Origin of the sequence: Pseudomonas sp. LP_7_YM, from assembly GCF_004364435.1 — a bacterium.
GTDB lineage: Bacteria > Pseudomonadota > Gammaproteobacteria > Pseudomonadales > Pseudomonadaceae > Aquipseudomonas.
On record NZ_SOCT01000003.1, the window covers coordinates 431,410 to 455,563 of the forward strand.

Here is a 24,154-nt window from a genome sequence, read left to right on the forward strand (position 1 = left end):
CACGTCGCCTCCAACCAGTGCCCCCCCGTTCCGCTTCTGAACACCATGCCCCCTGGGCAACTTCCCGAGCCCACGTTTCAGTAGTTTCACGCCTCCCTCTGCCGCCCCTGCCTGGGAAAAAAGAGTACTCATGGACAGCGCAAGCACACTCACCCCCTGCGGACTAAATACTCCAGATATACGCACGCCTCCCTCTTGCATGAGAGCACTACAAACCTGGGAACCCATACGTTCCTTGTGAATAAAAACCATAAAAAATCACAGTAGGATACATCCCAAAGGGTCAACGTTTTTTCTTACTCCAAAAAATTCACAGTTCCGATATTTCCACGTTTTAGGGCAAAAAACCTGCACAACTTTTTCTGAGTTCCTTATTAACGTCCTACAAAACTTCAAAAAATCCTACATATGTAGATTTTTACCACGTTGACCGAGGAATAATCTTGCGATTAATTTATTTGCGGAACAGGGAGGTCCTGCACACCCGAAACACGCTCAATACGAATTCCATTTTTTGGCACTTGGAAAAGCACATCTATACAAAGGACTTTTATGGAAAAAATTACGCAGTTCCCCTCCCCCGGCCGTCCCCGCGGTTCAAGCCAAGGCTATTTCCGCGCGTTAATCAACGACAAGCCCTTTACCACCACTCATTTGCAAGGGCACTTGTGCCTGCGCTCCGAATTGGCGGGCGAGCGCACGTGCAAGATATGGAAGGTCCACGCCACGGGCAAAGTCGCTTGGCGTCGTACCGTATTCGGCTTTTTCATCGATCAGTCGCTTGAGCCCGGCACTTACGATCTGGTACGCAACGAGCGGCTGACGGCGGTCTATCACCTCACGCCCAGACAGCAAGCGCAGGTCTATCATTCGCGGGATTTTCAGCACGGCAGCGTAACGTTGCATGAATGTGATGCACACACCGGACGGCTGCGCGGGGCGTTCGAATTTTCGATGTCGGCGATCGACTTCACCGTATCTCAAGGAGAATTCGATCTGCGCTGCCGCCCCGCAGAGCCGTTTGAACCCTTAGCCGACTAGCTTTCTGACGATCTGTTCGGCTGCGTCCTGCAAGCACGCCTCATGACTGACACCTGCCGCCTTCAAGGGCTTGAGGTCGTGATTGGCAGTGGGCAACCAATGGACATGAATCTGGCGTGAAAGGATGTAGCCCTCGACGGTTTCGCGGTTGCCCAACGTATCGCGCTCCCCCTGAAGGATCAGGGTCGGGGTCCGGAGTTCGGCCAGATGCGCGACTCTGGGTTTTTCAGGCTTGCCTGCCGCATAGAACGGGTAGCCAAGACAGATGAGCGCATCGGCTTGCAACTCGTCGGCGAGCAGACTGGCCATGCGCCCGCCCATGGATTTGCCGCCGATGGCCAAACACCCGCTGATATGAGGCCGTAATGTCGCATGAACCTGGCGCCAGCATTCGAGCAGCTTGGGCTGGGGATTGGGTGGGCGCCTGCCACCGTCGATCCGGCGCTGCTTCATGTATGGAAATTCGAAGCGCAGCACACCGACGCCCAACGTAGCCAGACGTTGGGCGATGTCATTCATGAACTCACTGTCCATCGGGGCCCCGGCGCCGTGGGCGAGAATCAGCGTTGCAGGCTCGCGTTTTTCGGACGGGACGGGAGCATTCCACAGCCAGCCCTGGTTTTTTGCCAGTTGCGCACATTGCTCGGCGTGAGTACTCGCAGAATGTTCTTTGCTCATGTTTTTCTCGATCTGTCCTGACCGCGGGTAAGAGAAAATGCTCACCATTATGCCGAGGATCAGCGCGCCGGGCAGTACTGACGTACCATGACCTGACCGCAGCTAATGCTTACCTGCAGCGGGAACAATGGCTGCAGACCCAGTCTTGCGTACCGACGAACGTCTCGAAGATCCTCAGCCGTGACAGCCCCGGTTCAGCTTCGGGTACTTACCCTGCCAGCACACTTCGGTAGAAAAAACACCTTCACCATGAGCGCCCCAAACCACACGCAACCGGGCGGGTTCATTGATGAGATCGTCTTTTCTGACCGGCGCCGGTCGATCAACCGCGACGATCTCCGGCCTTATCTGCCAGCTCGGGCCAAATTTTTTGGGCAGTAATTAAGTGCAATTGTCGGCGGCTTTTGTATACAACCTGCGGTGTAGAAATGCTATCCCGTTCGCAGGGAATGCAGGGAGAGAATCGTTTCAGCGATCATCGAAGAAAGGTGAATGCCGCGCTCCGTCCGGGGCGCGGCAACTTGCCCTTGTCTCGCGGCCAAGTGTCGCTACCTCTGTTCATGCGGCTTCCATCGGCGAACAAACCCGTCTAAGCTAAGCGCCACAGTGGTCCGGCTACAGCTGGCCACAGGCTCAGTGAAAGGATTGTGCACGATCTTTCAACCCTCTTGCAGACAGACAGCGCAGCCCTGTCAGTCACCCGCAGGGTTGTATCCAACTTTCTCCACTCACGCGCGCTGCCTCACCGACCTGTTTCCCCGCCCCTTCGGCCCACTTGGGCAGATCGCCTCGGCGCACCTACGCGCAGGCATCTGCTGAACCACCACAGCACTCGACGCCTGGCCTCGCCCCACGCTCCGGTGTAACGGAGGGCGTTGTCCATGATTGGATGCTGCGGCCGTTACCACACTAACAACCATCCAAACCGTGGAACCGTAGAATGAGCACTGCAATCACGCCGACTGCGTATAACTATAGGGTCGTCCGCCAGTTCGCCATCATGACGGTGGTCTGGGGGATTCTTGGCATGGGCCTGGGGGTCTTTATCGCTTCGCAGCTGGTATGGCCTGACCTGAATTTCGGGCTTGAGTGGACCACGTTCGGGCGGCTGCGTCCGTTGCATACCAATCTGGTGATCTTCGCCTTCGGTGGCTGCGCACTGTTCGGTACTTCCTACTATGTCGTGCAGCGAACCTGTCAGACCCGGCTGATTTCCGACCGCCTGGCGGCCTTCCACTTCTGGGGCTGGCAGGCTGTAATCATCGGCGCAATCGTGACCCTGCCTTTGGGTTACACCACCAGCAAGGAATACGCCGAACTGGAATGGCCGATCGCTATTCTGCTGGCTGTGGTATGGATTGCCTACGCGATAGTGTTCTTCGGCACCATCGCTCAGCGCAAGACCCGACACATCTACGTGGGCAACTGGTTCTACGGTGCATTCATTCTGGTGACGGCGATGTTGCACATCGTCAACCACATATCGCTGCCGGTGAGCCTCTTCAAATCGTACTCGGCCTATGCCGGGGCCACCGACGCCATGATCGAGTGGTGGTACGGGCACAACGCCGTAGGCTTTATCCTGACCACCGGCTTCCTCGGCATGATGTACTACTTCGTGCCAAAACAGGCCGAGCGCCCTATCTATTCGTATCGACTGTCCATCGTGCACTTTTGGGCATTGATCACCCTTTATATCTGGGCCGGCCCGCACCACCTGCACTACACCGCGCTGCCTGATTGGGCACAGTCGCTGGGCATGGTGATGTCGATCATCCTGCTGGCACCGAGCTGGGGCGGCATGATCAACGGCATGATGACCCTTTCGGGTGCCTGGCATAAGTTGCGCACTGACCCGGTCCTGCGTTTTCTCGTGGTGTCCCTGGCGTTCTATGGCATGTCAACGTTTGAAGGCCCGATGATGGCGATCAAGACCGTCAACTCGCTTTCGCACTACACCGACTGGACCATCGGTCATGTCCACGCCGGCGCGTTGGGCTGGGTGGCGATGATCTCCATCGGTTCGGTCTACCACATGATTCCGCGCCTGTATGGCCGTGCGCGGATGCACAGCATCGGCCTGATCAACACGCATTTCTGGCTCGCCACCATCGGCACCGTGTTGTACATCGCCTCGATGTGGGTCAACGGCATCACTCAGGGTCTGATGTGGCGTGCGATCAACGATGACGGCACCCTCACCTATTCCTTTGTGGAGGCGCTGCAAGCAGGCCATCCAGGCTATATCGTGCGCGCCGTGGGCGGTGCCACATTCGCCAGCGGCATGCTGTTCATGGCCTACAACGTGTTCCGCACCGTACGGTCCTCGAATGCGCAGGAAGCCGACGCTGCCAGCCACATCGCCGTCGTGGGAGCCCACTGATGATCAAGCACGAAAAGCTCGAAAAGAACATCGGTCTGCTGGCGCTCTTCATGGTCCTCGCGGTCGCAGTGGGCGGCCTGACGCAAATCGTGCCGCTGTTTTTTCAGGATGTCACCACCAGGCCGGTCGAGGGCATGAAGCCGCGTCCGGCCCTGGAAGTGGAAGGCCGCGACGTGTTCATTGCCAATGGCTGTGTCGGTTGTCACTCGCAGATGATCCGCCCGTTCCGCGCCGAAACCGAACGCTATGGCCATTATTCGGTGGCGGGCGAAAGCGTGTGGGATCACCCGTTCCTGTGGGGTTCCAAACGCACCGGGCCGGACCTGGCTCGGGTGGGCGGTCGCTACTCGGACGACTGGCACCGCACGCACCTGTACAACCCGCGCGACGTGGTGCCCGAATCGATCATGCCGGCCTATCCGTTTCTGGCGGACAACCCAATCGACGGCAAATTGACCGGCCGCAAACTGCAAGCCCTGCGCAGCCTGGGCGTGCCGTATACCGACGCAGACATCGTCGGTGCCGAAGCTGCCGTAAAGGGCAAGACCGAAATGGACGCACTGGTGGCCTACTTGCAAGGCCTGGGCACTCTCATCAAGAGCAAGCGGTGATCGCTATGGATATCGGAACCATTCGAGGCCTGGGCACCATCGTTGTGATGGTGGCCTTCATAGGGCTGGCGCTTTGGGTGTTCAGCCCACGGCGCAAAGCCGAGTTTGACGACGCGACGCTGTTGCCCTTTGCCGACGATCCCGAGGCCATCAGGCACCTCAAGCAAGCGAAGGCCGCAAGGAGCGATGAGCAATGACTACGTTTTGGAGCCTATACGTCACCGTGCTGACGCTGGGCACGCTCTTTTGCCTGACCTGGTTGCTGCTGGCGACCCGCAAGGGCCAGCGCGCCGACACCACCGACGAAACCGTCGGCCATGCGTTCGACGGCATCGAGGAGTACGACAATCCTTTGCCCAAATGGTGGTTCTGGCTGTTTGTCGGCACCCTTGTCTTTGCCCTGGGCTACCTGGCGTTGTATCCGGGATTGGGCAGCTGGAAAGGCCTGCTGCCGGGTTACGGCTACGTCGACAACGACAAGAAGATCGCTTTTTCAGACGGCACTCAGGGCTGGACCGCGGTACACGAGTGGGAGAAGGAAATGGCCCGCTCGGAAGCGCGCTTCGGGCCTATCTTTGCCAAATTTGCCGCAATGCCCATCGAGGACGTTGCCAAGGATCCACAAGCGCTGAAAATGGGCGGTCGACTGTTCGCTTCCAATTGCGCGGTGTGCCATGGCTCCGATGCCAAAGGCGCCTTTGGCTATCCCAACCTGACCGACAACGATTGGCGCTGGGGCGGCGACCCGCAAACCATCAAAACCACTATCATGGGCGGCCGCCACGCGGTGATGCCCGCCTGGGATCAGGTGATCGGCGAGCAAGGGGTGCGCGACGTGTCCGCCTATGTGCTGGCCCGGTTGGCCGGTCGCCCATTATCGGAAGGCACCCAGGCCGACCCGGTTGCCGGGCAGAAGACCTATGCCACCACCTGCATCGCCTGCCACGGTCCCGAAGGCAAAGGCACTCCTGCCATGGGCGCGCCCAACCTGACCGATCCCACCGGGTTTATCTACGGTTCCAGCTTCGCGCAAGTGCAACAGACCATCCGCTATGGCCGCCAGGGCCAGATGCCTGCGCAGGCACTGTTACAAGGCAACGACCGGGTGCACTTGCTGGCCGCGTATGTCTACAGCCTGTCTCATGAGATTAAAGTAGAGAAAACCCAGGACTGAGCGCTGACCCCCGCTAGCGTGGAGGGACGCACGCTTGCATGTTCCCGACCCGCGGAGTGAATACGACACGTTGATCGCCGCCACGGCATTAGTGCATGGCATGACGGTCGTCACCCGTAATACCGCAGATTTCGCCGCAAGCGGCGTCATGCTGCTCAACCCCTGGATCAGTCAGTTGAATGAAGAGCCTGTGCCGTATGGCATCGAAAGCTGAGCGTTCTCGATCACTCTGCGCTGGCGCGCTGCGGGCGGAAGCCGAGCCACGCGCAACGGCGGCCCCAGGCGAGCAATTAAGTGACAATCAAACCTGTGCGGCGTTACAAGCACCCAGTACCCCGGTCGACACACACTGGCCGAGGCAAGTTTTGCCACTGCCCCGTGGTGTTTCTATGAGCGCACCTCGATGAGTAACCAGATACCGGTTCACAACGTCACCCCACCGGCCTACACAGAGGGTGACAGCGTTGACCTTTATGCCTCCCGACAGAAGATCTACACCCGGGCGTTTACTGGTGTCTTTCGTAACGTGCGCCTCATCGGCGGCATTGTCCTGTTTCTTCTCTATTTCGGCACGGTCTGGCTCGATTGGGGTGGCCATCAGGCAGTCTGGTGGAATCTTCCGGAGCGCAAGTTCTACATCTTTGGCGCGACCTTCTGGCCGCAGGATTTCATCCTGTTGTCCGGCATTCTCATCGTGAGCGCGTTCGGGCTGTTCTTCATCACCGTTTTTGCCGGTCGCGTGTGGTGCGGTTATACCTGCCCGCAGAGTGTCTGGACCTGGATTTTCATGTGGTGCGAGAAGGTCACCGAGGGCGATCGCAACCAGCGCATCAAGCTCGACCACGCACCGATGAGCGTCGGCAAATTCGCCCGCAAGTTCACCAAACATGGCCTCTGGCTGCTGATTGGCCTGACCACCGGATTGACCTTCGTCGGCTATTTCTCTCCCATACGCGACCTGACCGTGGAGTTCTTCACCGGCCAGGCGGACGGCTGGTCGTACTTCTGGATCGGCTTTTTCACCCTTGCGACTTATGGCAACGCCGGCTGGTTGCGTGAGCAGGTGTGCATCCATATGTGCCCCTACGCGCGGTTTCAAAGCGTGATGTTCGACAAGGACACCCTGATCGTTTCCTACGACCCACGTCGCGGCGAGACACGTGGCCCGCGCAGGAAGGACACGGACTACACGGCTCAAGGACTCGGCGACTGCATCGACTGCACCCTGTGCGTCCAGGTCTGCCCCACCGGCATCGATATCCGCGACGGTCTGCAGATCGAATGCATCGGCTGCGCGGCCTGCATCGATGCCTGTGACACTGTCATGGACAAGATGAGCTACCCTCGCGGTTTGATCAGCTACACCACCGAGCACAACCTTTCCGGACAGACCACTCATAAACTGCGACCGCGCCTGATCGCTTATGCAGCTGTGCTGCTGGTGATGATCGGCGTGCTGACTACTGCATTCTGGACCCGTTCGCTGATCGGCTTGGACGTCAGCAAGGACCGCATGCTGTACCGGGAAAACGCAGAAGGGCGGATCGAGAACGTCTACAGCCTGAAGGTGATGAACAAGGATCAGGTCGATCACACGTATGTGCTTGAGGCCACTGGGTTACCGGACCTGAAACTGCAAGGTCGGCGCGAGATAAAGGTGCCTGCAGGAGAAATCTTCACCCTGCCGGTGGAGCTGTCGGTTGCCCCTGAACGGATGCCGTCGAGCAGCAATGAGATCAGCTTCCTCCTCAGGGACGCCGAGAACAGCAGTACCCAAGTGCAAGCCAAAAGCCGGTTCATCGGCCCACACGTTCGTTCAGAGTAGTCAGACATGCCCGTAGCAACCGTCTCAAGCCCTTGGTACAAGCACCTTTGGCCGTGGATCATCATCGGTATTCTGACCTGCTCGGTGACCCTGACCCTATCGATGGTGACGATTGCCGTGACGCATCCTGACAACCTGGTCAGCGACAATTACTACGAGGCCGGCAAAGGCATCAACCGCTCGCTGGATCGCGAGTTGCTGGCGCAAACCCTGAAGCTGCGCGCCACCGTGAGCCTGGACCCGGTCACCGGCGAAGCAAGCATGCGCCTGACCGGTAACAGCCAGCCGGAAACCCTGGTGTTGAATCTAATCTCACCGACACAGCCGGAAAAGGACCGCAAGATCATCCTGGCTCGCGCTCCTGCGCAACCGGGCCGCTACGTCGGGCAATTGAGCGATCGGGTCGAAGGGCGACGCTTCGTCGAGTTGCTGGGCGTGGAGAACAGCCAGACCTGGCGCCTGTTTGAAGAAGAGTCGATCGTGCGCGACAAGGATCTGATCCTGGGCGACGAGCCGATTCAAGGCGCCGAAGCTGCGAAAAAGTAATGCCATGAATACGCCCACTCCCTGTTACCACTGTGCGCTGCCCGTCCCGCGTGGCAGCCGTTTCACGGCTGTGGTGCTCGGCAACACCCGCGAGTTCTGCTGTCCCGGCTGTCAGGCGGTGGCACAGGCCATCGTCGCTGGCGGGCTGGAGGGCTACTACGTCCATCGAAGTGAAGCCTCGACCAATCCTCGAGTGTTGCCCGCAGCAGCGGCAGACGAGCAAGCGCTGTACGATCGCCCGGATGTTCAGGCGCCGTTCGTGCACCACGATGAAGATCTGGCCGAAACCACACTGCTGATCGAAGGAATCAGTTGCGCGGCCTGCGGCTGGTTGATAGAGCGTCACTTGCGCACCTTGTCGCCGGTGGTCGAGGCTCGTCTGAATCTGTCCAACCACCGCCTGCAACTGCGCTGGAACGACACAGCGCTGCCCTTGAGTCAGGTGTTGCACGAACTGCGCAGTATTGGCTATGCCGCACACCCCTACCAAGCCGACCAGCACACCGAGCGACTGGCGCAAGAAAACCGTCGCAGCTTGCGTCAAATGGCGGTCGCGGGGCTGCTTTGGGTTCAGGCGATGATGGCGACCATGGCCACCTGGCCGGAATTCAACGCCGACCTGAGCCCGGAAATGCACACCATCCTGCGCTGGGTGGCGATGTTTCTGACGACACCTATCGTGTTTTACAGCTGTATGCCGTTCTTCAAAGGGGCGTTACGCGACCTGCGCACACGCCACCTGACCATGGACCTCTCGGTGTCGCTGGCCATCGGCATGGCCTATCTGGCAGGCATCTGGACAGCCATCACCGGCAACGGCGAATTGTATTTCGATGCGGTAGGCATGTTCGCGCTGTTCCTGCTGGCCGGACGCTATCTGGAACGGCGTGCCCGCGAGCGCACTGCGGCCGCCACTGCGCAGCTGGTCAACCTGTTACCGGCTTCCTGCTTGCGCCTGGAAAAAAACGGCCAGAGCGAGCGCATTTTGCTCAGCGAACTGCAACCGAACGATCATGTGCTGGTACTGCCCGGTGCAGTGCTGCCAGCGGATGGATGCATCGTGGCCGGCCAGTCGAGCATCGATGAGTCGCTGCTGACCGGCGAATATCTGCCCCAGCCTCGCTTCATTGGCGACGCAGTGACAGCCGGCACGCTGAATATCGAAAGCGCACTGACCGTGGAAGTCCTGGCCCTGGGCCACGAAACCCGGTTATCGGCCATTGTCAGGCTGTTGGAACGGGCGCAGTCGCAGAAGCCACGGGCGGCGCAGATCGCTGACAGCGTGGCGCAATGGTTCTTGCTGATGACACTTATTTTCGCAGCGGCCATCGGGCTGGTGTGGTGGCAACTGGAACCTGATCGCGCCTTCTGGATCGTGCTGGCGATGCTGGTAGCCACCTGCCCGTGCGCCTTATCGCTGGCGACTCCGACGGCGCTGACCACGGCCACCGGCACGCTGCACAGGCTCGGCCTGTTGCTGACGCGGGGGCATGTGCTCGAAGGGTTGAATCGGATCGACACGGTTATTTTCGACAAGACCGGCACGCTCACCGAAGGCCGTTTGACCCTTCGAGCGGTTCGCACGCTGGGTTCGCTCAGCAGTGAGGAATGCGTGGGTCTGGCCGCCGCGCTGGAAAGTCATTCGGAACACCCCATCGCCCGGGCATTCGGCTTTACCCCACTGAATGCCGAGCAGGTAACCAGCGTACCGGGATTGGGTTTGGAAGGTCACGTTGCAACCCGTCGTTTGCGCATTGGCCAACCCGCGTTCGTCTGTGCCTTGAGCGGCAGCCCCGTGCCTCCCATGCCGGATGAGTCGGGCCAGTGGCTGCTGCTTGGAAATCAACAGCAAGCGCTGGCGTGGCTGGTGCTTGACGATCGTCTGCGCGATGACGCCGCCATGTTGATCGAGGCCTGCAGACAGCGGGGCTGGAAAACCCTGCTGTTGTCGGGGGACAGTTCGCCGATGGTGGCCAGTGTCGCCGCACAGCTGCAAATCGACGAGGCCCGTGGCAGCCTGCAACCGGATGACAAGTTGAAGGTCCTCCAGCAGCTCAGGGCGCAGGGACACAAGGTGCTGATGCTGGGCGACGGCGTCAACGACGTACCGGTACTCGCAGCGGCTGACATCAGCGTGGCGATGGGTTCGGCCACCGACCTGGCCAAGACCAGCGCAGACGCGGTGTTGCTGTCCAATCGCTTACAGGCCCTGGTGCAGGCATTCGACCTGGCCCGACGTACACGACGCATCATCATCGAGAATTTGCTGTGGGCGGGGCTGTACAATGGCCTCATGCTGCCATTCGCCGCGCTGGGCTGGATCACGCCGCTGTGGGCGGCAGCGGGCATGTCGGTCAGCTCTCTGATCGTAGTCCTCAACGCCCTGCGTCTGACTCGAGTGAAGGCTGGCCATTACCTGCCCGTCCCGCTCGACGTTCAACAACCGCTGTTCACTTAACGGAATCCGGAGCTTCAATGCCAGCGCTGTACATCATGATTCCGGTGGCTTTGTTGATCGTGGCGGTGGCGATCTACGTGTTTTTCTGGGCCGTGGACAGCGGTCAGTACGACGACCTGGACGGACCGGCGCACAGCATTCTGTTCGACGATCAGGACCCCAATCACCAAGCAGCGGTGGTTGAGGCGTCGGGTAAAGAGGTGCAGAAACCGGATGAGAAAAAGGCGGGATGAACAGGTTGATTGTTGCACAGATACGACCGCCCTCTTCGCGCGCGCAGGTTAAGCGCGATGCACAAGCCTGTGGTTCGACGCCTGCCCATTGTGGGCGTGAGCCTGCCCGCGAAGGGGGCTGGATAGACGCTGCCGAAATATCGGGCCCCTTTCATGCCTGAGGCACTCTCCAGCCTCCTCCCCCAGCTCCTCTCGGCCCTTATTCTTGGCCTGCTCGGCGGCGGACACTGTCTGGGTATGTGTGGCGGCCTGATGGGTGCGCTGACGCTGGCTATCCCCAGGGAGCAGCGCAGCCGACGCTTTCGTCTGCTATTGGCGTACAACCTGGGGCGAATCTTCAGCTACGCCTGCGCCGGACTTCTGATCGGCCTGCTGGGCTGGGCGGTGGCAAACAGTCCAGGGGCGATGGCGTTGCGGGTGATCGCCGCGCTGTTGCTGATCTGCATGGGCCTTTATCTTGCCGGCTGGTGGAGCGGGCTGACACGCATCGAAGGCCTGGGACGATGGTTATGGCGTTACCTTCAACCAGTGGCCAGTCGCTTGTTGCCGGTGTCGAACCTGCCCCGTGCACTTTTGCTTGGCGCGGTATGGGGCTGGTTACCATGCGGGTTGGTCTACAGCACCCTGCTGTGGGCCGCGAGCCAGGGCAATGCGCTGTCCAGTGCGCTGTTGATGCTGGCGTTCGGTGTCGGCACCTGGCCGGTGTTGCTGGCCACCGGTCTTGCCGCCGAGCGCACCACCGCACTGCTGCGCAAACGTGGCGTACGGATTACCGGGGGGCTGCTGGTGATGTTGTTTGGCCTGTGGACCCTGCCGGGCCCGCATCAGCACTGGTTGATGGGGCACTGAGCTATCGCCAGCCCGGATCCGTGAACGCAACACCGTTCTGCATGGGCTTGCAGTCTCGGAGCAGCGCCCCCTTGACCCAGATCAACCCCCCGCTCCTCCCTCTCCCTAAAATGCCTTTACCGCCAGCCTTTCCGAGAATGCCCCATGCTCGACGACCTTCGTTGGGATTCTGAACTCATCCGTCGCCACGATCTGACAGGACCGCGCTACACGTCCTACCCGACTGCGGTGCAGTTTCATAACCAGGTGGGTGCTTTCGATCTGCTGCATGCACTGCGCGAAAGTCGCAAGGCCGTGCGCCCATTGTCGCTGTACGTGCACATCCCGTTCTGCGCCAACATCTGTTACTACTGCGCCTGCAACAAAGTCATTACCAAGGACCGGGGCCGCGCACAGGCGTATCTGCAGCGTCTGGAGCAGGAAATCCAGATGGTCGCCTGTCACGTCGATGGCCGTCAGGTGGTCGAGCAATTGCACATCGGCGGAGGCACGCCGACCTTCCTCAGCCATGTCGAACTGCGGCAACTGATGGCGCATCTGCGCAAGCACTTCACCCTGCTGGACGACCACTGCGGCGACTATGGAATTGAAATCGACCCACGCGAAGCCGACTGGTCGACCATGGGGCTGCTGCGCGAACTTGGCTTCAACCGCGTCAGCCTTGGCGTGCAGGATCTCGATCCATTGGTGCAACGCGCAATCAACCGCCTGCAAAGCCTGGACGAAACCCGCGCTATCGTCGAAGCGGCGCGCACATTGCAGTTCCGCTCGGTGAACATCGACCTGATCTACGGCCTGCCCTTGCAGACCCCGGACGGTTTTGCCCGCACTGTCGAGCAAGTCATCGCCCTGCAGCCGGATCGCCTGTCGGTGTTCAATTATGCGCATCTGCCGGAACGCTTCATGCCACAACGGCGCATCGACACGGCACAACTGCCAAGCGCTGAGCACAAATTACAGATGCTCCAGCGCACCATCGAGCAGTTGGCCGGGGCAGGCTATCGCTACATTGGCATGGACCATTTCGCCCTGCCCGATGACGACCTGGCCATCGCTCAGGAAGAGGGTACACTGCAACGCAACTTTCAGGGTTACACCACTCACGGGCATTGCGATCTGATCGGTCTGGGTGTCTCGGCCATCAGCCAGATTGGCGATCTTTACGCACAGAACAGCAGCGATCTTGCCGACTATCAGAACCTGCTGGGCAGCGATCAATTGGCAACCAGCCGTGGCCTGCTGTGCAACGTAGACGATCACATCCGACGCGCCGTCATCGCGCAGTTGATCTGTCATTTCTCGCTGGACTTCGCTACTGTCGAGGACCGTTTTGGCATCGATTTTCGCGACTATTTCAATGACGTATGGCCCAGATTACTGACCATGGCCACGGACGGGCTGATTCACCTGGACGCTGACAGTCTGCGCGTGACACCGGCCGGCCGACTGCTTGTGCGCTCCATCTGCATGGTCTTCGACGCTTACCTCGACCTACAAAACCGCCAGCGATTTTCCAAAGTTATTTAGGAAATTTCCGAAGAAGCGGCAGGAATCATTTTCACGCTATGGAGGGCACGTGCTAGTCGGGGCTTTGGTCATTGGGCTACCCTTACGACTACTGTGTGTTTTATTACAAGGAATTACCCGATGTCTGAGCCAGTCAAATTGCGCGCTCACACCCAGGCTCACTGCAAGGACTGCAGCCTGGCCCCGTTGTGCCTGCCGCTTTCATTGAACATGGAAGACATGGACGCCTTGGACGATATCGTCAAACGTGGCCGTCCTTTGAAGAAAGGCGAGTTTCTGTTTCGTCAGGGCGATGCGTTCAATTCGGTTTATGCCGTGCGCTCTGGCGCTTTGAAAACCTTTAGCCTCAGCGATGGCGGCGAAGAGCAGCTCACTGGCTTCCATCTGCCAAGCGAACTGGTCGGCCTTTCGGGGATGGACTCCGAAGCTTATCCGGTGTCCGCCCAGGCCATGGAAACCACGTCGGTGTGCGAAATCCCCTTCGAGCGTCTGGACGAACTGTCTGTGCAGCTGCCGCAACTGCGGCGCCAACTGATGCGAGTCATGAGCCGGGAAATTCGTGATGACCAGCAAATGATGCTGTTGCTGTCGAAGAAAACCGCTGACGAGCGCATCGCAACCTTCCTGGTCAACCTGTCGGCGCGCTTCCGCGCCCGTGGATTTTCCGCCAATCAGTTCCGTCTGAGCATGTCACGCAACGAAATCGGTAACTACCTGGGGCTTGCCGTGGAAACCGTTTCGCGCGTGTTCACGCGCTTTCAGCAGAACGAACTGATTAACGCCGAAGGTAAGGAAATTCATATTCTGGACCCGATTCAGCTGTGCGCATTGGCGGGCGGGTCGCTGGAAAGCTGATGGCAGTAAGGTCTGGGCAGGCTTAGACTACGCCTTTTGCGCGAGCCTCCTGCCCAGGACCCTTTGATGATTTTCGACGAATTAAGCTTCAAATCCCTCATCCGCCCTGTGGTGGACTTCCCCAAGCCCGGCGTGATTTTTCGCGATATCACGCCGCTGTTCCAGTCGCCAAAGGCGCTGCGCCTGGTGATCGACAGCTTCGTCCAGCGCTATATCGAATCCGAGTTCACCCATGTGGGCGCGATGGATGCGCGAGGTTTTCTGATCGGTTCGATCGTTGCCTACGAACTGAATAAACCGCTGGTGCTGTTTCGCAAGCAAGGCAAGCTGCCGGCTGATGTTCTGGCCGAGGGTTATCAAACCGAATATGGCGAAGCTTTTCTGGAAGTCCACGCCGACAGCCTGTGCGATGGCGACTCGGTGGTGATGTTCGATGACCTGATCGCAACCGGCGGTACCCTGGTCGCCGCAGCCAGCCTGATTCGTCGCATGGGCGCCAACGTCCACGAGGCCGCCGCAATCATCGACCTTCCGGAACTGGGCGGATCGCAGCGCCTGGAAGACCTGGGCATCCCGACGTTCTGTCTGACGCAGTTTGCGTTGACCGATAAGTAAATACAGCCATTGCGGCCATCTCGCTGCAGGAGCGAATGTATTCGCTCCTGCAGCGCACTGCGCCATTCAGACTGGCGATTTACAGCTTGATCGGTTTGCGCCCTGCAAACGAATGCGCCAATGTGCCGCCGTCCACCAGTTCGAGTTCGCCGCCCAGCGGAACGCCGTGGGCAATCCGCGACGCAATCAAACCCTTGTTGTTGAGCAACTGGGCGATGTAATGCGCGGTCGCTTCACCCTCTACCGTCGGATTGGTAGCCAGGATCACTTCGCTAAAGGTGCCCTGCTCTTCGATGCGCGCCACCAACTGCGGAATGCCGATCGCCTCAGGCCCCAGACCATCCAAGGGCGACAGATGGCCCTTGAGCACGAAATAGCGACCGCGATAACCGGTCTGTTCCACGGCGTAGACATCCATCGGACCTTCCACCACGCACAGCAATGTGTCGTCACGGCGATTATCGGCACACTGTGGGCAGAGTTCGTCTTCGGTGAGCGTGCGGCACTGTTTGCAATGGCCGACGCCCTCCATGGCCTGACCCAAGGCTTGGGCCAAACGCGACCCTCCGCTGCGATCGCGCTCAAGCAACTGCAACGCCATGCGCTGCGCGGTTTTCTGACCGACCCCCGGCAGAATGCGCAGGGAGTCGATCAACTGGCGGATCAAAGGGCTGAAGCTCATTGAAGAAAAATCTCACAGAAACACGAGACGCGGTTTATACCCGCGCCTCTGACAAGCGTCAAATCACGCTTAAGACACCTTGACCACCAGCTTGCCGAAGTTCTTGCCTTCAAGCATGCCGATAAACGCATCCGGGGCATTTTCCAGCCCATCGACCACGTCTTCGCGGAACTTGACCTTGCCGTCCTTCACCAACGGCACCATGGCTTGCATGAATTCTTCCAGGCGATGGTAATACTCTTCGTAGACGATGAAGCCCTGAATCCGGGCGCGCTTGGTCAGCAGTGTGCGCATCAGCAGCGGCAGATGGTTGGGACCGTCCGGCAAGCCCTGGGCGTTGTACTGTGCAATCAGGCCGCAGAGGGGAATCCGCGCGTATTGATTAAGTAGCGGCAATACGGCCTCGAACACCTTGCCGCCCACCAGCTCGAAATAAATGTCGATGCCGCTGGGACAGGCCTCGCTCAGTTGCTCGGCAAAATACTCGCTCTTGTGGTCAACACACGCATCAAAACCCAACTCATCCATTACATAGCGGCACTTGTCGACACCGCCGGCGATGCCGACCACCCGCAGGCCATGCAGCTTGGCCACTTGCCCCACCACCGAGCCTACGGCACCCGATGCGGCCGCGACCACCAGGGTTTCCCCTGCCTGGGGTTTTCCGATGTCCATCAAACCCATGTAACCGGTGATGCCGGGCATACCCAGCACACCTACGGCCATTGACGTACTCGGCAAATCCTTCGGTATCGCCAACAGATGATTGCCATCGCAAATGCTATGGCTCTGCCAACCGGTCTGACCGACCACCAGGTCACCCTCCTTGAATCCGGGGTTGCGCGACTGCTCGACCACGCTGACCGCCCCACCCTCCATTACCGCTTCGATTTTCACCGGTGGCGCGTAGGACGGCGCATCACTCATGCGACCGCGCATGTAGGGGTCCAGGGAAAGATATAGCGTGCGCAGCTGAACCTGGCCCTCCTCCAGATCAGGCAACGCCTTGCGTTCAAGCCGGAAATTCTCCGGCGTCGGCGCACCTTCTGGACGGGAGGCGAGGACCACACGCTGGTTGAGGATCAATTCTTGCGACATCGGGAGCAACTCCTGGATTGATCAATTCGGGACGATAGAAAGCAGACCGTGTGCGCTGAAGGGTGTTCGGTCGGATGTGGCGATGATATGCACCCGAAATGCGATAAGCGGACGTGATGACACCTGGAGGGCGCAGATCACTTACGGTGTACAGCGCAGAATTCATCGACCACAAACAAAAATGCCAGGCACTGAGCCTGGCATCGGGTGCAACGTGCGCTCGATCAGAACGGCATTTTCATACCCAGCGGCAGTTGCATGCCGGCGGTCATGCTCGCGGTCTTTTCCTGACTCGCCGCTTCGATCTTGCGCACAGCGTCGTTGACGGCGGCCGCGATCAGGTCTTCAAGGATTTCCTTGTCCTCCTGCATCAGGCTGTCGTCCAGATTGACGCGCTTGACGTCATGGCGACCGGTCATCACCACGCTCACCAGGCCTGCGCCCGATTGGCCGGTGACTTCGGCATTGGCCAGTTCTTCCTGCATCTTGGCCATTTTTTCCTGCATTTGCTGGGCCTGCTTCATCAGGCCAGCCATGCCACCTTTCATCATGAGAGTTCTCCTCGAAAGTCGATGGGTTCATTGGGCGGCGCTATATCAGCCTAGCGCCTCGGGTTCATTAAGGGGTTACCGGAGTATCCACGGGAGCAATGGTGTCTTCGCGGATGCTTGCGCCGAACTGCGTCAGCATCTGCTGGATGAACGGATCGCCCTGTATCGAAGCCTCGGCCTGGCGCTGACGGTCGGCGCGCCGACGGGCAGCCGCTTGAGCCGGGGTTTCCTGTTCGGGCTTGATCAGCTCGATACTCAGGTTGATGGTGCGTTCATGGTATTGGTTCAGCGCATCATTCAGGCGCCGCTGTTGCGTCGGATTGAACAGCGCGCTGTGCGCCGGATCCAGGTGCAGCAGCCAGTTATCGCCCTCGGCCGAGATCAGCGTGCAGTTGGCGGCAATGCTGCCCGTCATGCCGGAGATCGGCAGTTTTGGAAACAGGTCCAGCCAATCAGCGGCCAGCCCGGTAGCGGGTGCGGCGGCGGGCAACGGTTCGGGTTCTTTCTCCACCGCCTCAACGGTTTCGACGGCTTCGTGAGCCAGATCGTCGAGATAGGCGAACGAGGCCGGGTCAATGTCGATGTCCGGCTCGTAATAATCGTCATCCGGCGGCGGCTCGTCGTCACGTTCCATCGGCGCCGGTACATAGGGCGTGGCAATGGGCACGTGTTCGAGCATGGCCGGGGTGACCAAACCGGCGGCGGCTTGCAGTTGTTCCCGAGACTCTACTTCCGGCGCATCCGGTACCGGGGTTGCCGGTGTCGGGCCGGGCATCGGCGTGAGTTCAGGTTGCTCGGCAACCGTGTCGAGCATCGGCTGCGGAATTTCTTCGGCAGCAGACGCAGGCTCTGGCTCGGCGCTCGACTGCACAGCCTTGGGCTCGTTCCAGGGCAGATCGATGTCTTCTGCGGGCGCGGGCGCAGGTGCTTGTTCAGGCGTTGCTGGCACAGCGGGCTTGGCGACCGGTTCGGTATGACCTGCGACCGGCGAGGCCACAACGGGCGAAGCGACAGGCAGCGGCTCAGCTGCCGCCGGAACGTACGCGGGTGCCGGAGCAACGGGCGCTGCACCGGCCACCGTAGCCTGGGAATCAACCGTGGCCGGGTTGATTCCCACCGACTTTAACGGCTGTCCGGGCGCGTCATCGTTATCTGCCGGGCGAAAGGCGAGCATGCGCAACAGCACCATCTCGAAACCGCCACGCGGATCTGGCGCAAGGGGCAGATCACGTCGACCGATCAGCCCCATCTGGTAATAGAACTGCACGTCTTCGGCAGGCAAGGCCTGAGCCAGTGCCAGCACGCGGTCGCGATCACCGTGACCGTTGTCGACACCCTCTGGCAACGCCTGGGCGATGGCCACCCTGTGCAGCACGTTGAGAATCTCGGACAGCACACCACTCCAGTCAGGACCCTGCTCGGCCAGATGACGCACGGCTTCAAGCAGGGAGCGCGCATCGCCATCGATCAGCGCAGTGAGAACGTCATAGACCTGACCATGATCCAGCGTGCCTAGCATGGCCCGCACATCGGCAGCCAGCACCTTGCCTTCACCGAAGGCAATGGCCTGGTCGGTGAGACTCATGGCGTCACGCATGGAGCCATCGGCGGCTCGACCGAGCAGCCACAACGCGTCGTCTTCGAACGGAATGTTTTCCGCGCCCAGCACGTGCGTCAGGTGTTCGACCACCCGTTCGGGGGTCATGTTCTTCAGGGAGAACTGCAGGCAGCGCGACAGGATGGTCGCCGGCAGCTTCTGCGGATCGGTGGTCGCGAGGATGAACTTGACGTAGGGCGGCGGCTCTTCCAGCGTCTTCAGCAAAGCGTTGAACGAGTGGCTGGAGAGCATGTGCACTTCGTCGATCAGGTAGACCTTGAAGCGCCCGCGGCTGGGCGCGTATTGCACGTTGTCCAGCAGCTCACGGGTGTCTTCGACCTTGGTACGGCTCGCGGCGTCGATCTCGATCAGGTCGACGAAACGGCCCTCGTCGATCTCCCGGCAGACCGAACATTCGCCACAGGGCGTGGACGTGATCCCCGTTTCGCAATTCAAACACTTGGCGATGATCCGGGCGATGGTGGTCTTGCCGACCCCGCGCGTGCCGGTGAATAAATAGGCATGGTGCAGGCGCTGGCTGTCGAGCGCGTTGATCAAGGCCTTGAGCACATGGGTCTGGCCGACCATTTCGCGGAACGAGCGCGGACGCCATTTACGTGCAAGAACCTGATAACTCATTGAAAACCGTCGCGACTGGGTTGCGGAAGACCGCTAATGCTAGCGGAGCGGGGGCAAAATTGCATCCGGGCAATATGACTGCGGGCATATAAACCCTCTGCCGGTAGACTGACGTCACTGCATAATTGCGCCGTCAATGCTGACACGAGGGACCTTGATGCGCCTGCTGGCACTGAGCGCTCTGTTGCTGACAAGCGGGGCCACCCACGCCGGGGAGGTACCCTTGCGTTTTTCCATCGCCGACGCATGGGCGATGCCACTGGTGAGGATCGATGACCATCAGCCCAGTGGCGGTATCATTTTCGACATCATGCAAAGTATGGCGGCCCAGGCGAACATGACGGCGGAATATCGCGTCGTGCCCGTTCAACGCGTGGAACGTGTCTTGAATAGCGGCAGGGTTGACGTGCGTTGTTACACCACGCAGTCATGGATGCCCAGCCTGTCGGGAGATTACACCTGGAGCCTGCCGCTGCTGATCCAACGCGACCTACTGATCAGTACTCCTGACAACCCCGCTCCGAGATCGCCCGAAACCCTGTCCGGTGAAACCATAGGGACGGTGCTGGGCTACGTCTACCCTACCCTGCAAGCCGATTTCGATAGCAAGGTTTTGCACCGCGACGATGCGCGCAGCGAAGTGCAGGTGCTGGAGAAATTGCAGGTTCATCGCTACCGCTATGCAGTGGGCAGCCAATGGTCGCTGGACTGGTTCAACCACAACCTGCCGGATGACCAGAAGTTGCGCAGCGTAGCGGTGATCGACGAGCAATCGGTGGGTTGCCTCGTGCGCAACGACCCCGGCATCCCGGCACAGCGGTTGATGAGAATTCTGTTGCGCATGCGCATGTCCGGCGAGATCGACCGCATCTTGGAGCGCTACAAAACCGTGTCGGGTCTGCCTGCCGACCAGCCTGCGGCTGCGCGGTGATCAAGCTGATGTCGCCGCCGGTGATCGCCACATCGATCGCGCAGTGAAAGTGCTGCGCAACAGTGCGCAATGGAAAAACATGGTGATCGTCATCACCGTCGATGAGAACGGCGGCTGGTGGGATCACGTTGCGCCGCCAAAGGGTGATCGCTGGGGGCCCGGCACGCGCGTTCCGGCCATCGGCATCTCGCCGTTCGCGCGCATGGGCTCCGTGGACCGCACCGTCTATGACACGGCCTCGATCCTGCGCCTGATCACCCGCGTGCATGGCCTGGAACAACTCGACGGCCTGAAGGAGCGCGACGAGGCAATGACCGCCCGCGGACAGACACCCATGGGCGACCTGACCAATGCCCTGCGCTTTCCGGGCTGATTGATGACCGGTTGTGCAGGACGTCACCGAGACGTCCTGCAATCTTTGCCCGGTTGACCTGTCGTCGTAATAGATATTCCTTTCAGGGCTCCAATCACCTGCAAGGAAGCGACAACATGAATGCAGCACATCCTCCTTACGTGCCCAGACACCGCAAGACCACCGAGCTATTGGTCGTGCACTGCTCGGCCACGCGCCCCACCCTGGACATCGGGGTAAAGGACATTACTCAATGGCACCGCCAGCGAGGGTTCGACACGGTGGGCTATCACTACGTCATCCGCCGCAACGGCGAGGTGCAAACCGGTCGACCTGAATCGGCCATTGGCGCCCACGTCAAAGGGCACAACGCCAACTCGATTGGCGTGTGTCTGGCCGGGGGCGTGGACGCAACGGGCAAACCCGAGAACAACTTCACGTCAGAGCAGTTCGCTGCCTTGCGCGGATTGCTCGAGCAGCTCGGTACGCGTTATCCCGATGCTCGCATTCTGGGTCATCGAGATCTGTCCCCTGACCGCAACGGCGATGGCGTGATCAGCTCCAGCGAGTTCATCAAGGCCTGTCCGTCATTCGATGTCAGGGCCTGGCTAAAACGCTACACATAAGCTGACGAGTCCGGCCTCCGCCAACCACACACATCTGCTGTGAATGTGTGTGGAACTGTGCATATACAGCGCGGTTTCTGCGCAATAGAGTGACCGCGCCCTACAGCACATCAGGAGATTGCCATGCCCCAGACACTGAATTTCCAGCAAGTTGACGTCTTTTCCTGCGCTGCCACCGAAGGCAATCCACTGGCCGTGGTGCACGCTGCCGATGAGGTGACCGACGCTCGGATGGCCGCATTCGCGCGCTGGACCAACCTCAGTGAAACCACTTTCCTGCTGCGTCCGACCCACCCCGACGCCGACTATCGCGTGCGCATTTTTACCACTACCCGCGAGCTGCCGTTCGCTGGCCACCCGACGCTGGGCAGTTGTTTCGTCTGGCTCGATAACGGCGGCATCCCGAAGGCTGACGAGATCGTTCAGGAATGTGGTGTCGGCCTGATTCGTATCCGCCGCAACGGCTCGCGCCTGGCCTTCAGCGCTCCGCCGTTGCTGCGCAGCGGACCGGTCGAGGCCGACGTATTGCAGAACATTGCAGCCGGACTGCGCATGTCGCCTGCAAGCATCGTCGCCAGCCAGTGGGCCGACAACGGGCCGGGCTGGGTGGCGGTCATGCTCGAAAGTCGCGATGAACTGTTGGCGATCCGCCCCGACTACGCCGCGCTCAAGGGTCTGAATGTAGGTGTCGTGGCGCCATGGACCGGTCCTGACGCCGAGGACGACTTCGAAGTACGCGCACTGATCAGCAGCGATAACGGCATTGAAGACCCGGTCACCGGCAGCCTCAACGCCAGCCTCGCCCAATGGCTGATCAGCGCAGGTTTGGCGCCAAGCCGATACACCGCCCGGCAGGGAACGGTGATCGGTCATCGCGGGCGGATCAGCATCGAGCAGATCGGTGAGCAGATCTGGATCGGCGGTGACGTGCAGCACTGCGTGAGGGGAAGCGTGACCCTGTAATCCTTCAGGGTGGCCGACCTGATTTGCGTGATGGGCCATCACGCGACACTCAGGTACTGACGGTGGCCAGCGGATTGGCCACTTGCATTGCGCCGGCTTCCTTGGGCAAGCGCAATGTCAGCCCCGCCAGCGATACGGCAACCAGCGCGATGGCGACATACACGCCCACGAACGATCCGCTAAACCGGGCCAGCACCGCGCCGCTGAAATTGCCGAGCATCCCGCCCACCCCCTGAAGGATGTTGGCGACGCCAAAAAGGGTGACCGCCATTGCCGCGCTACCAGCCATCTTCGATACGTAGGCGGGGATCAGACCGAAGATGGGATAGAACGCCAGCGCGAACAACACGCCCGCCACCATCGGCCAATAACCGCCAGGGTGCGTGACCAGAATCATGGCAGCCAGGGCCACGCAGGCGTAGACCAGCATCATGGCGATTCGCAAGCCGACTCGATCAGCCAGCCAGCCCACCGCCAGACCCGCGAACATGCCAACGAACCCAATACTGGCCCAGATTTGTGCGGTGTAGGTGACGGCGAAATTCAGCTCCGTGCGCAGGTAGGACGACAGGTAGTTCTGGAACGGAAAGGTCGAGAAGCCCAGTAGGAAATTCATCGCCCATACGGTAAGCACCCAAGGCTGCATCAGCGCAGCCTTGTCGACCTTGGGCATCGGTTCGCTGATGGTTGCGGCCTCGGGCTGGAGGAACAACCCTGCCCGCTTGAACACCACCGCCACACCGATCGCCAGAACCACCGTGATCAGGCCGACAATCCACCAAACCATTGGCCATTGCCCCTGTGCCGCGTACAACGGCACCAACAGACTGTTGACGAAAACGCCGTAGCTGGTACCACTGGAGACCAAACCCATGGCCATGCCGCGATAATTGAAGGCGACCGTACGCGAAATCACATCGACCATTGGCACAAACACGGTGGCTGCCGTCCCCGCCAATACGGTGAGCAGCATGCCGATCAAGACGATGTCATGGGTCAGCGGGATCAGCAGCAGGGCCGCCGCGCAGACCACACCCGAAACAAAGATCACCCAGCCGCCCCCGACTCGCGGAGTGATCCAGGCTGCCAGCAGTGCACACAGCAGAAAACCAAACTGCCCTGCCGCCGTGATGGTGCCGACACAGGAAATATCGAAGCCCAGGCTGTCACGCATGTCCGGCACCAGCTGCGCGAACAGGTAAATCCCGAAACCGAACGTCGCAGCTACCAGGCCGGTCAGCAACAGCACAATCAGAGCATTGATACGCATAGCCAGCTTCCTTTCTTGAATGAGAGAGGGAAAAGCCTTACGCAGATCGCGCTGCGTCGATCAGCTCTGCGGCCAGGTCTTTGGCGATCAGAAATACGCTGTCATCGTGTTCCAGAGCGCCGGTCAGAAACGCTCCTTCCAGCAGCATGAACAGCCGCCTGACCAATGTCCGAGGATTCGCCAGACCGGCGGCCTCAGCCAGATCCAGCAAGTGCTGTTTCATCCCGCGTTTATGCCGGTCCACCGCCAGGCGAACCGGATGGCTGCGATCGGGAAACTCGGCGGCGGAATTCACGTAGGGGCAGCCCCGCCATCCGCCCTCGCGAAGCCATTGCCGATGCAGGTCAAACAGATCAAGCAATTGAGTGGCAGGCGTCCCACCGGACCCAAGGGTTTGCTGTACGGCCGCCTCCCAACGTTCGTTACGCTTGTCGAGAAACGCCACGATCAACTCGTCTTTGGAAGTGAAGTGGGCATACAGGGTCATCTTCGATACGCCAGCGAACTCAGCTACGGCTGCAATCCCGGTGGCATTGATGCCGTCGCGAAAAAACAGCGCAGACGCAGCGTCGATCAGGCGCTGATGGTTGGCGGCAAAATCTCTGGTGGTCAACATGCAGAACGACTCAGGTTATCTGTACTGACCGGTA

At 59.9% G+C, this 24,154-nt stretch carries 23 protein-coding genes and 2 pseudogenes; 18 read left to right on the forward strand and 7 right to left on the reverse strand.

Annotated elements, in window-relative coordinates; genetic code table 11:
• The first annotated feature begins 552 nt into the window (after nucleotides 1-552).
• The gene (locus tag EC915_RS10990) at nucleotides 553-1,041 is read left to right on the forward strand and encodes a hypothetical protein (protein ID WP_133750546.1); all 489 of its coding nucleotides are present in this window, start codon (nucleotides 553-555) and stop codon (nucleotides 1,039-1,041) included.
• Here EC915_RS10990 and EC915_RS10995 read toward each other — a convergent pair.
• A complete protein-coding gene (locus EC915_RS10995) occupies nucleotides 1,030-1,719 on the reverse strand; it encodes an alpha/beta family hydrolase (RefSeq protein ID WP_133750547.1) in 690 nt (229 codons plus the stop codon). The two genes, EC915_RS10990 and EC915_RS10995, sit on opposite strands and share 12 nt — an antisense overlap.
• 940 nt (nucleotides 1,720-2,659) lie before the next feature.
• On the opposite strand from EC915_RS10995, the gene ccoN reads away from it, so the two are divergent.
• The 13 genes and pseudogenes from ccoN to EC915_RS11060 all read left to right on the forward strand — a co-directional run bounded on the left by ccoN (nucleotide 2,660) and on the right by EC915_RS11060 (nucleotide 14,795).
• Nucleotides 2,660-4,102, forward strand: a complete 1,443-nt coding sequence (gene ccoN / locus EC915_RS11000) for a cytochrome-c oxidase, cbb3-type subunit I (RefSeq protein WP_133750548.1) — start codon at nucleotides 2,660-2,662, stop codon at nucleotides 4,100-4,102.
• Nucleotides 4,102-4,713 carry a cytochrome-c oxidase, cbb3-type subunit II gene (gene ccoO / locus EC915_RS11005; protein ID WP_166650964.1) on the forward strand — a complete coding sequence of 204 codons (612 nt, stop codon included), beginning with the start codon at nucleotides 4,102-4,104 and terminating at the stop codon, nucleotides 4,711-4,713. Before ccoN ends, ccoO begins: the two co-directional genes overlap by 1 nt.
• A 5-nt stretch (nucleotides 4,714-4,718) precedes the next feature.
• Complete coding sequence (locus EC915_RS11010) at nucleotides 4,719-4,910, forward strand: cbb3-type cytochrome c oxidase subunit 3 (RefSeq protein ID WP_133750549.1); 192 nt, start codon at nucleotides 4,719-4,721, stop codon at nucleotides 4,908-4,910.
• The gene (ccoP, locus tag EC915_RS11015) at nucleotides 4,907-5,887 is read left to right on the forward strand and encodes a cytochrome-c oxidase, cbb3-type subunit III (protein ID WP_133750550.1); all 981 of its coding nucleotides are present in this window, start codon (nucleotides 4,907-4,909) and stop codon (nucleotides 5,885-5,887) included. The genes EC915_RS11010 and ccoP overlap by 4 nt, the downstream gene beginning before the upstream one ends.
• A 13-nt stretch (nucleotides 5,888-5,900) precedes the next feature.
• Nucleotides 5,901-6,101 (forward strand): annotated as a pseudogene (locus EC915_RS11020) (type II toxin-antitoxin system VapC family toxin); the annotation flags it as partial.
• 189 nt (nucleotides 6,102-6,290) lie between these two features.
• Nucleotides 6,291-7,712, forward strand: a complete 1,422-nt coding sequence (gene ccoG / locus EC915_RS11025) for a cytochrome c oxidase accessory protein CcoG (protein WP_133750551.1) — start codon at nucleotides 6,291-6,293, stop codon at nucleotides 7,710-7,712.
• A 6-nt stretch (nucleotides 7,713-7,718) separates the two neighbouring features.
• Nucleotides 7,719-8,258, forward strand: a complete 540-nt coding sequence (locus tag EC915_RS11030) for a FixH family protein (RefSeq protein ID WP_133750552.1) — start codon at nucleotides 7,719-7,721, stop codon at nucleotides 8,256-8,258.
• 4 nt (nucleotides 8,259-8,262) lie between these two features.
• On the forward strand, nucleotides 8,263-10,716 hold the full coding sequence (locus EC915_RS11035; protein WP_133750553.1) for a heavy metal translocating P-type ATPase: 2,454 nt from the start codon (nucleotides 8,263-8,265) through the stop codon (nucleotides 10,714-10,716).
• A 17-nt stretch (nucleotides 10,717-10,733) separates the two neighbouring features.
• Entirely contained in the window at nucleotides 10,734-10,949 is a 216-nt protein-coding gene (gene ccoS / locus EC915_RS11040) for a cbb3-type cytochrome oxidase assembly protein CcoS (protein WP_133750554.1), read from the forward strand.
• Nucleotides 10,950-11,102: 153 nt separating this feature from the next.
• Nucleotides 11,103-11,798, forward strand: a complete 696-nt coding sequence (locus EC915_RS11045; RefSeq protein ID WP_133750555.1) for a sulfite exporter TauE/SafE family protein — start codon at nucleotides 11,103-11,105, stop codon at nucleotides 11,796-11,798.
• Between the two features lie 144 nt (nucleotides 11,799-11,942).
• Complete coding sequence (gene hemN / locus EC915_RS11050) at nucleotides 11,943-13,325, forward strand: oxygen-independent coproporphyrinogen III oxidase (RefSeq protein WP_133750556.1); 1,383 nt, start codon at nucleotides 11,943-11,945, stop codon at nucleotides 13,323-13,325.
• A 120-nt stretch (nucleotides 13,326-13,445) separates the two neighbouring features.
• Complete coding sequence (gene fnr / locus EC915_RS11055) at nucleotides 13,446-14,180, forward strand: fumarate/nitrate reduction transcriptional regulator Fnr (protein WP_133750557.1); 735 nt, start codon at nucleotides 13,446-13,448, stop codon at nucleotides 14,178-14,180.
• A gap of 66 nt (nucleotides 14,181-14,246) precedes the next feature.
• On the forward strand, nucleotides 14,247-14,795 hold the full coding sequence (locus EC915_RS11060; protein WP_133750558.1) for an adenine phosphoribosyltransferase: 549 nt from the start codon (nucleotides 14,247-14,249) through the stop codon (nucleotides 14,793-14,795).
• 79 nt (nucleotides 14,796-14,874) lie between these two features.
• Here the strand turns inward: EC915_RS11060 and recR are convergent, their stop codons facing one another.
• The 4 genes from recR to dnaX all read right to left on the reverse strand — a co-directional run bounded on the left by recR (nucleotide 14,875) and on the right by dnaX (nucleotide 19,362).
• A complete protein-coding gene (gene recR, locus EC915_RS11065) occupies nucleotides 14,875-15,477 on the reverse strand; it encodes a recombination mediator RecR (RefSeq protein ID WP_133750559.1) in 603 nt (200 codons plus the stop codon).
• A 69-nt stretch (nucleotides 15,478-15,546) separates the two neighbouring features.
• Nucleotides 15,547-16,575: an NADP-dependent oxidoreductase gene (locus tag EC915_RS11070; protein WP_133750560.1), complete on the reverse strand. Its 1,029-nt coding sequence runs from the start codon at nucleotides 16,573-16,575 to the stop codon at nucleotides 15,547-15,549.
• Between the two features lie 224 nt (nucleotides 16,576-16,799).
• Nucleotides 16,800-17,126: a YbaB/EbfC family nucleoid-associated protein gene (locus EC915_RS11075; RefSeq protein WP_133750561.1), complete on the reverse strand. Its 327-nt coding sequence runs from the start codon at nucleotides 17,124-17,126 to the stop codon at nucleotides 16,800-16,802.
• Between the two features lie 67 nt (nucleotides 17,127-17,193).
• Nucleotides 17,194-19,362, reverse strand: a complete 2,169-nt coding sequence (gene dnaX / locus EC915_RS11080; RefSeq protein WP_133750562.1) for a DNA polymerase III subunit gamma/tau — start codon at nucleotides 19,360-19,362, stop codon at nucleotides 17,194-17,196.
• A 157-nt stretch (nucleotides 19,363-19,519) separates the two neighbouring features.
• Between dnaX and EC915_RS11085 the strand changes: the two genes are divergently transcribed.
• From EC915_RS11085 to EC915_RS11100, 4 genes and pseudogenes are all read left to right on the forward strand, one after another.
• Complete coding sequence (locus EC915_RS11085) at nucleotides 19,520-20,293, forward strand: ABC transporter substrate-binding protein (protein ID WP_133750563.1); 774 nt, start codon at nucleotides 19,520-19,522, stop codon at nucleotides 20,291-20,293.
• A gap of 1 nt (nucleotide 20,294) precedes the next feature.
• A pseudogene (locus EC915_RS11090) lies at nucleotides 20,295-20,666 on the forward strand (alkaline phosphatase family protein); the annotation flags it as partial.
• 116 nt (nucleotides 20,667-20,782) lie between these two features.
• Nucleotides 20,783-21,271, forward strand: a complete 489-nt coding sequence (locus EC915_RS11095; protein WP_133750564.1) for an N-acetylmuramoyl-L-alanine amidase — start codon at nucleotides 20,783-20,785, stop codon at nucleotides 21,269-21,271.
• Between the two features lie 123 nt (nucleotides 21,272-21,394).
• Nucleotides 21,395-22,234 (forward strand): PhzF family phenazine biosynthesis protein, encoded by an 840-nt coding sequence (locus EC915_RS11100; RefSeq protein WP_133750565.1) that lies wholly within the window; start codon nucleotides 21,395-21,397, stop codon nucleotides 22,232-22,234.
• Nucleotides 22,235-22,283: 49 nt separating this feature from the next.
• Here the strand turns inward: EC915_RS11100 and EC915_RS11105 are convergent, their stop codons facing one another.
• Both EC915_RS11105 and EC915_RS11110 read right to left on the reverse strand, forming a co-directional pair.
• The gene (locus tag EC915_RS11105; protein WP_133750566.1) at nucleotides 22,284-23,504 is read right to left on the reverse strand and encodes a nitrate/nitrite transporter; all 1,221 of its coding nucleotides are present in this window, start codon (nucleotides 23,502-23,504) and stop codon (nucleotides 22,284-22,286) included.
• A gap of 37 nt (nucleotides 23,505-23,541) precedes the next feature.
• Complete coding sequence (locus EC915_RS11110; RefSeq protein WP_133750567.1) at nucleotides 23,542-24,120, reverse strand: TetR/AcrR family transcriptional regulator; 579 nt, start codon at nucleotides 24,118-24,120, stop codon at nucleotides 23,542-23,544.
• Nucleotides 24,121-24,154: the final 34 nt, after the last annotated feature.

Bases quoted from the DNA above. Each gene is read 5' to 3' on its own strand.
- EC915_RS10990 (WP_133750546.1), top strand. From the start codon at position 553: ATGGAAAAAATTACGCAGTTCCCCTCCCCCGGCCGTCCCCGCGGTTCA.
- EC915_RS10995 (WP_133750547.1), bottom strand. From the start codon at position 1,719: ATGAGCAAAGAACATTCTGCGAGTACTCACGCCGAGCAATGTGCGCAA.
- ccoN (WP_133750548.1), top strand. From the start codon at position 2,660: ATGAGCACTGCAATCACGCCGACTGCGTATAACTATAGGGTCGTCCGC.
- ccoO (WP_166650964.1), top strand. From the start codon at position 4,102: ATGATCAAGCACGAAAAGCTCGAAAAGAACATCGGTCTGCTGGCGCTC.
- EC915_RS11010 (WP_133750549.1), top strand. From the start codon at position 4,719: ATGGATATCGGAACCATTCGAGGCCTGGGCACCATCGTTGTGATGGTG.
- ccoP (WP_133750550.1), top strand. From the start codon at position 4,907: ATGACTACGTTTTGGAGCCTATACGTCACCGTGCTGACGCTGGGCACG.
- ccoG (WP_133750551.1), top strand. From the start codon at position 6,291: ATGAGTAACCAGATACCGGTTCACAACGTCACCCCACCGGCCTACACA.
- EC915_RS11030 (WP_133750552.1), top strand. From the start codon at position 7,719: ATGCCCGTAGCAACCGTCTCAAGCCCTTGGTACAAGCACCTTTGGCCG.
- EC915_RS11035 (WP_133750553.1), top strand. From the start codon at position 8,263: ATGAATACGCCCACTCCCTGTTACCACTGTGCGCTGCCCGTCCCGCGT.
- ccoS (WP_133750554.1), top strand. From the start codon at position 10,734: ATGCCAGCGCTGTACATCATGATTCCGGTGGCTTTGTTGATCGTGGCG.
- EC915_RS11045 (WP_133750555.1), top strand. From the start codon at position 11,103: ATGCCTGAGGCACTCTCCAGCCTCCTCCCCCAGCTCCTCTCGGCCCTT.
- hemN (WP_133750556.1), top strand. From the start codon at position 11,943: ATGCTCGACGACCTTCGTTGGGATTCTGAACTCATCCGTCGCCACGAT.
- fnr (WP_133750557.1), top strand. From the start codon at position 13,446: ATGTCTGAGCCAGTCAAATTGCGCGCTCACACCCAGGCTCACTGCAAG.
- EC915_RS11060 (WP_133750558.1), top strand. From the start codon at position 14,247: ATGATTTTCGACGAATTAAGCTTCAAATCCCTCATCCGCCCTGTGGTG.
- recR (WP_133750559.1), bottom strand. From the start codon at position 15,477: ATGAGCTTCAGCCCTTTGATCCGCCAGTTGATCGACTCCCTGCGCATT.
- EC915_RS11070 (WP_133750560.1), bottom strand. From the start codon at position 16,575: ATGTCGCAAGAATTGATCCTCAACCAGCGTGTGGTCCTCGCCTCCCGT.
- EC915_RS11075 (WP_133750561.1), bottom strand. From the start codon at position 17,126: ATGATGAAAGGTGGCATGGCTGGCCTGATGAAGCAGGCCCAGCAAATG.
- dnaX (WP_133750562.1), bottom strand. From the start codon at position 19,362: ATGAGTTATCAGGTTCTTGCACGTAAATGGCGTCCGCGCTCGTTCCGC.
- EC915_RS11085 (WP_133750563.1), top strand. From the start codon at position 19,520: ATGCGCCTGCTGGCACTGAGCGCTCTGTTGCTGACAAGCGGGGCCACC.
- EC915_RS11095 (WP_133750564.1), top strand. From the start codon at position 20,783: ATGAATGCAGCACATCCTCCTTACGTGCCCAGACACCGCAAGACCACC.
- EC915_RS11100 (WP_133750565.1), top strand. From the start codon at position 21,395: ATGCCCCAGACACTGAATTTCCAGCAAGTTGACGTCTTTTCCTGCGCT.
- EC915_RS11105 (WP_133750566.1), bottom strand. From the start codon at position 23,504: ATGCGTATCAATGCTCTGATTGTGCTGTTGCTGACCGGCCTGGTAGCT.
- EC915_RS11110 (WP_133750567.1), bottom strand. From the start codon at position 24,120: ATGTTGACCACCAGAGATTTTGCCGCCAACCATCAGCGCCTGATCGAC.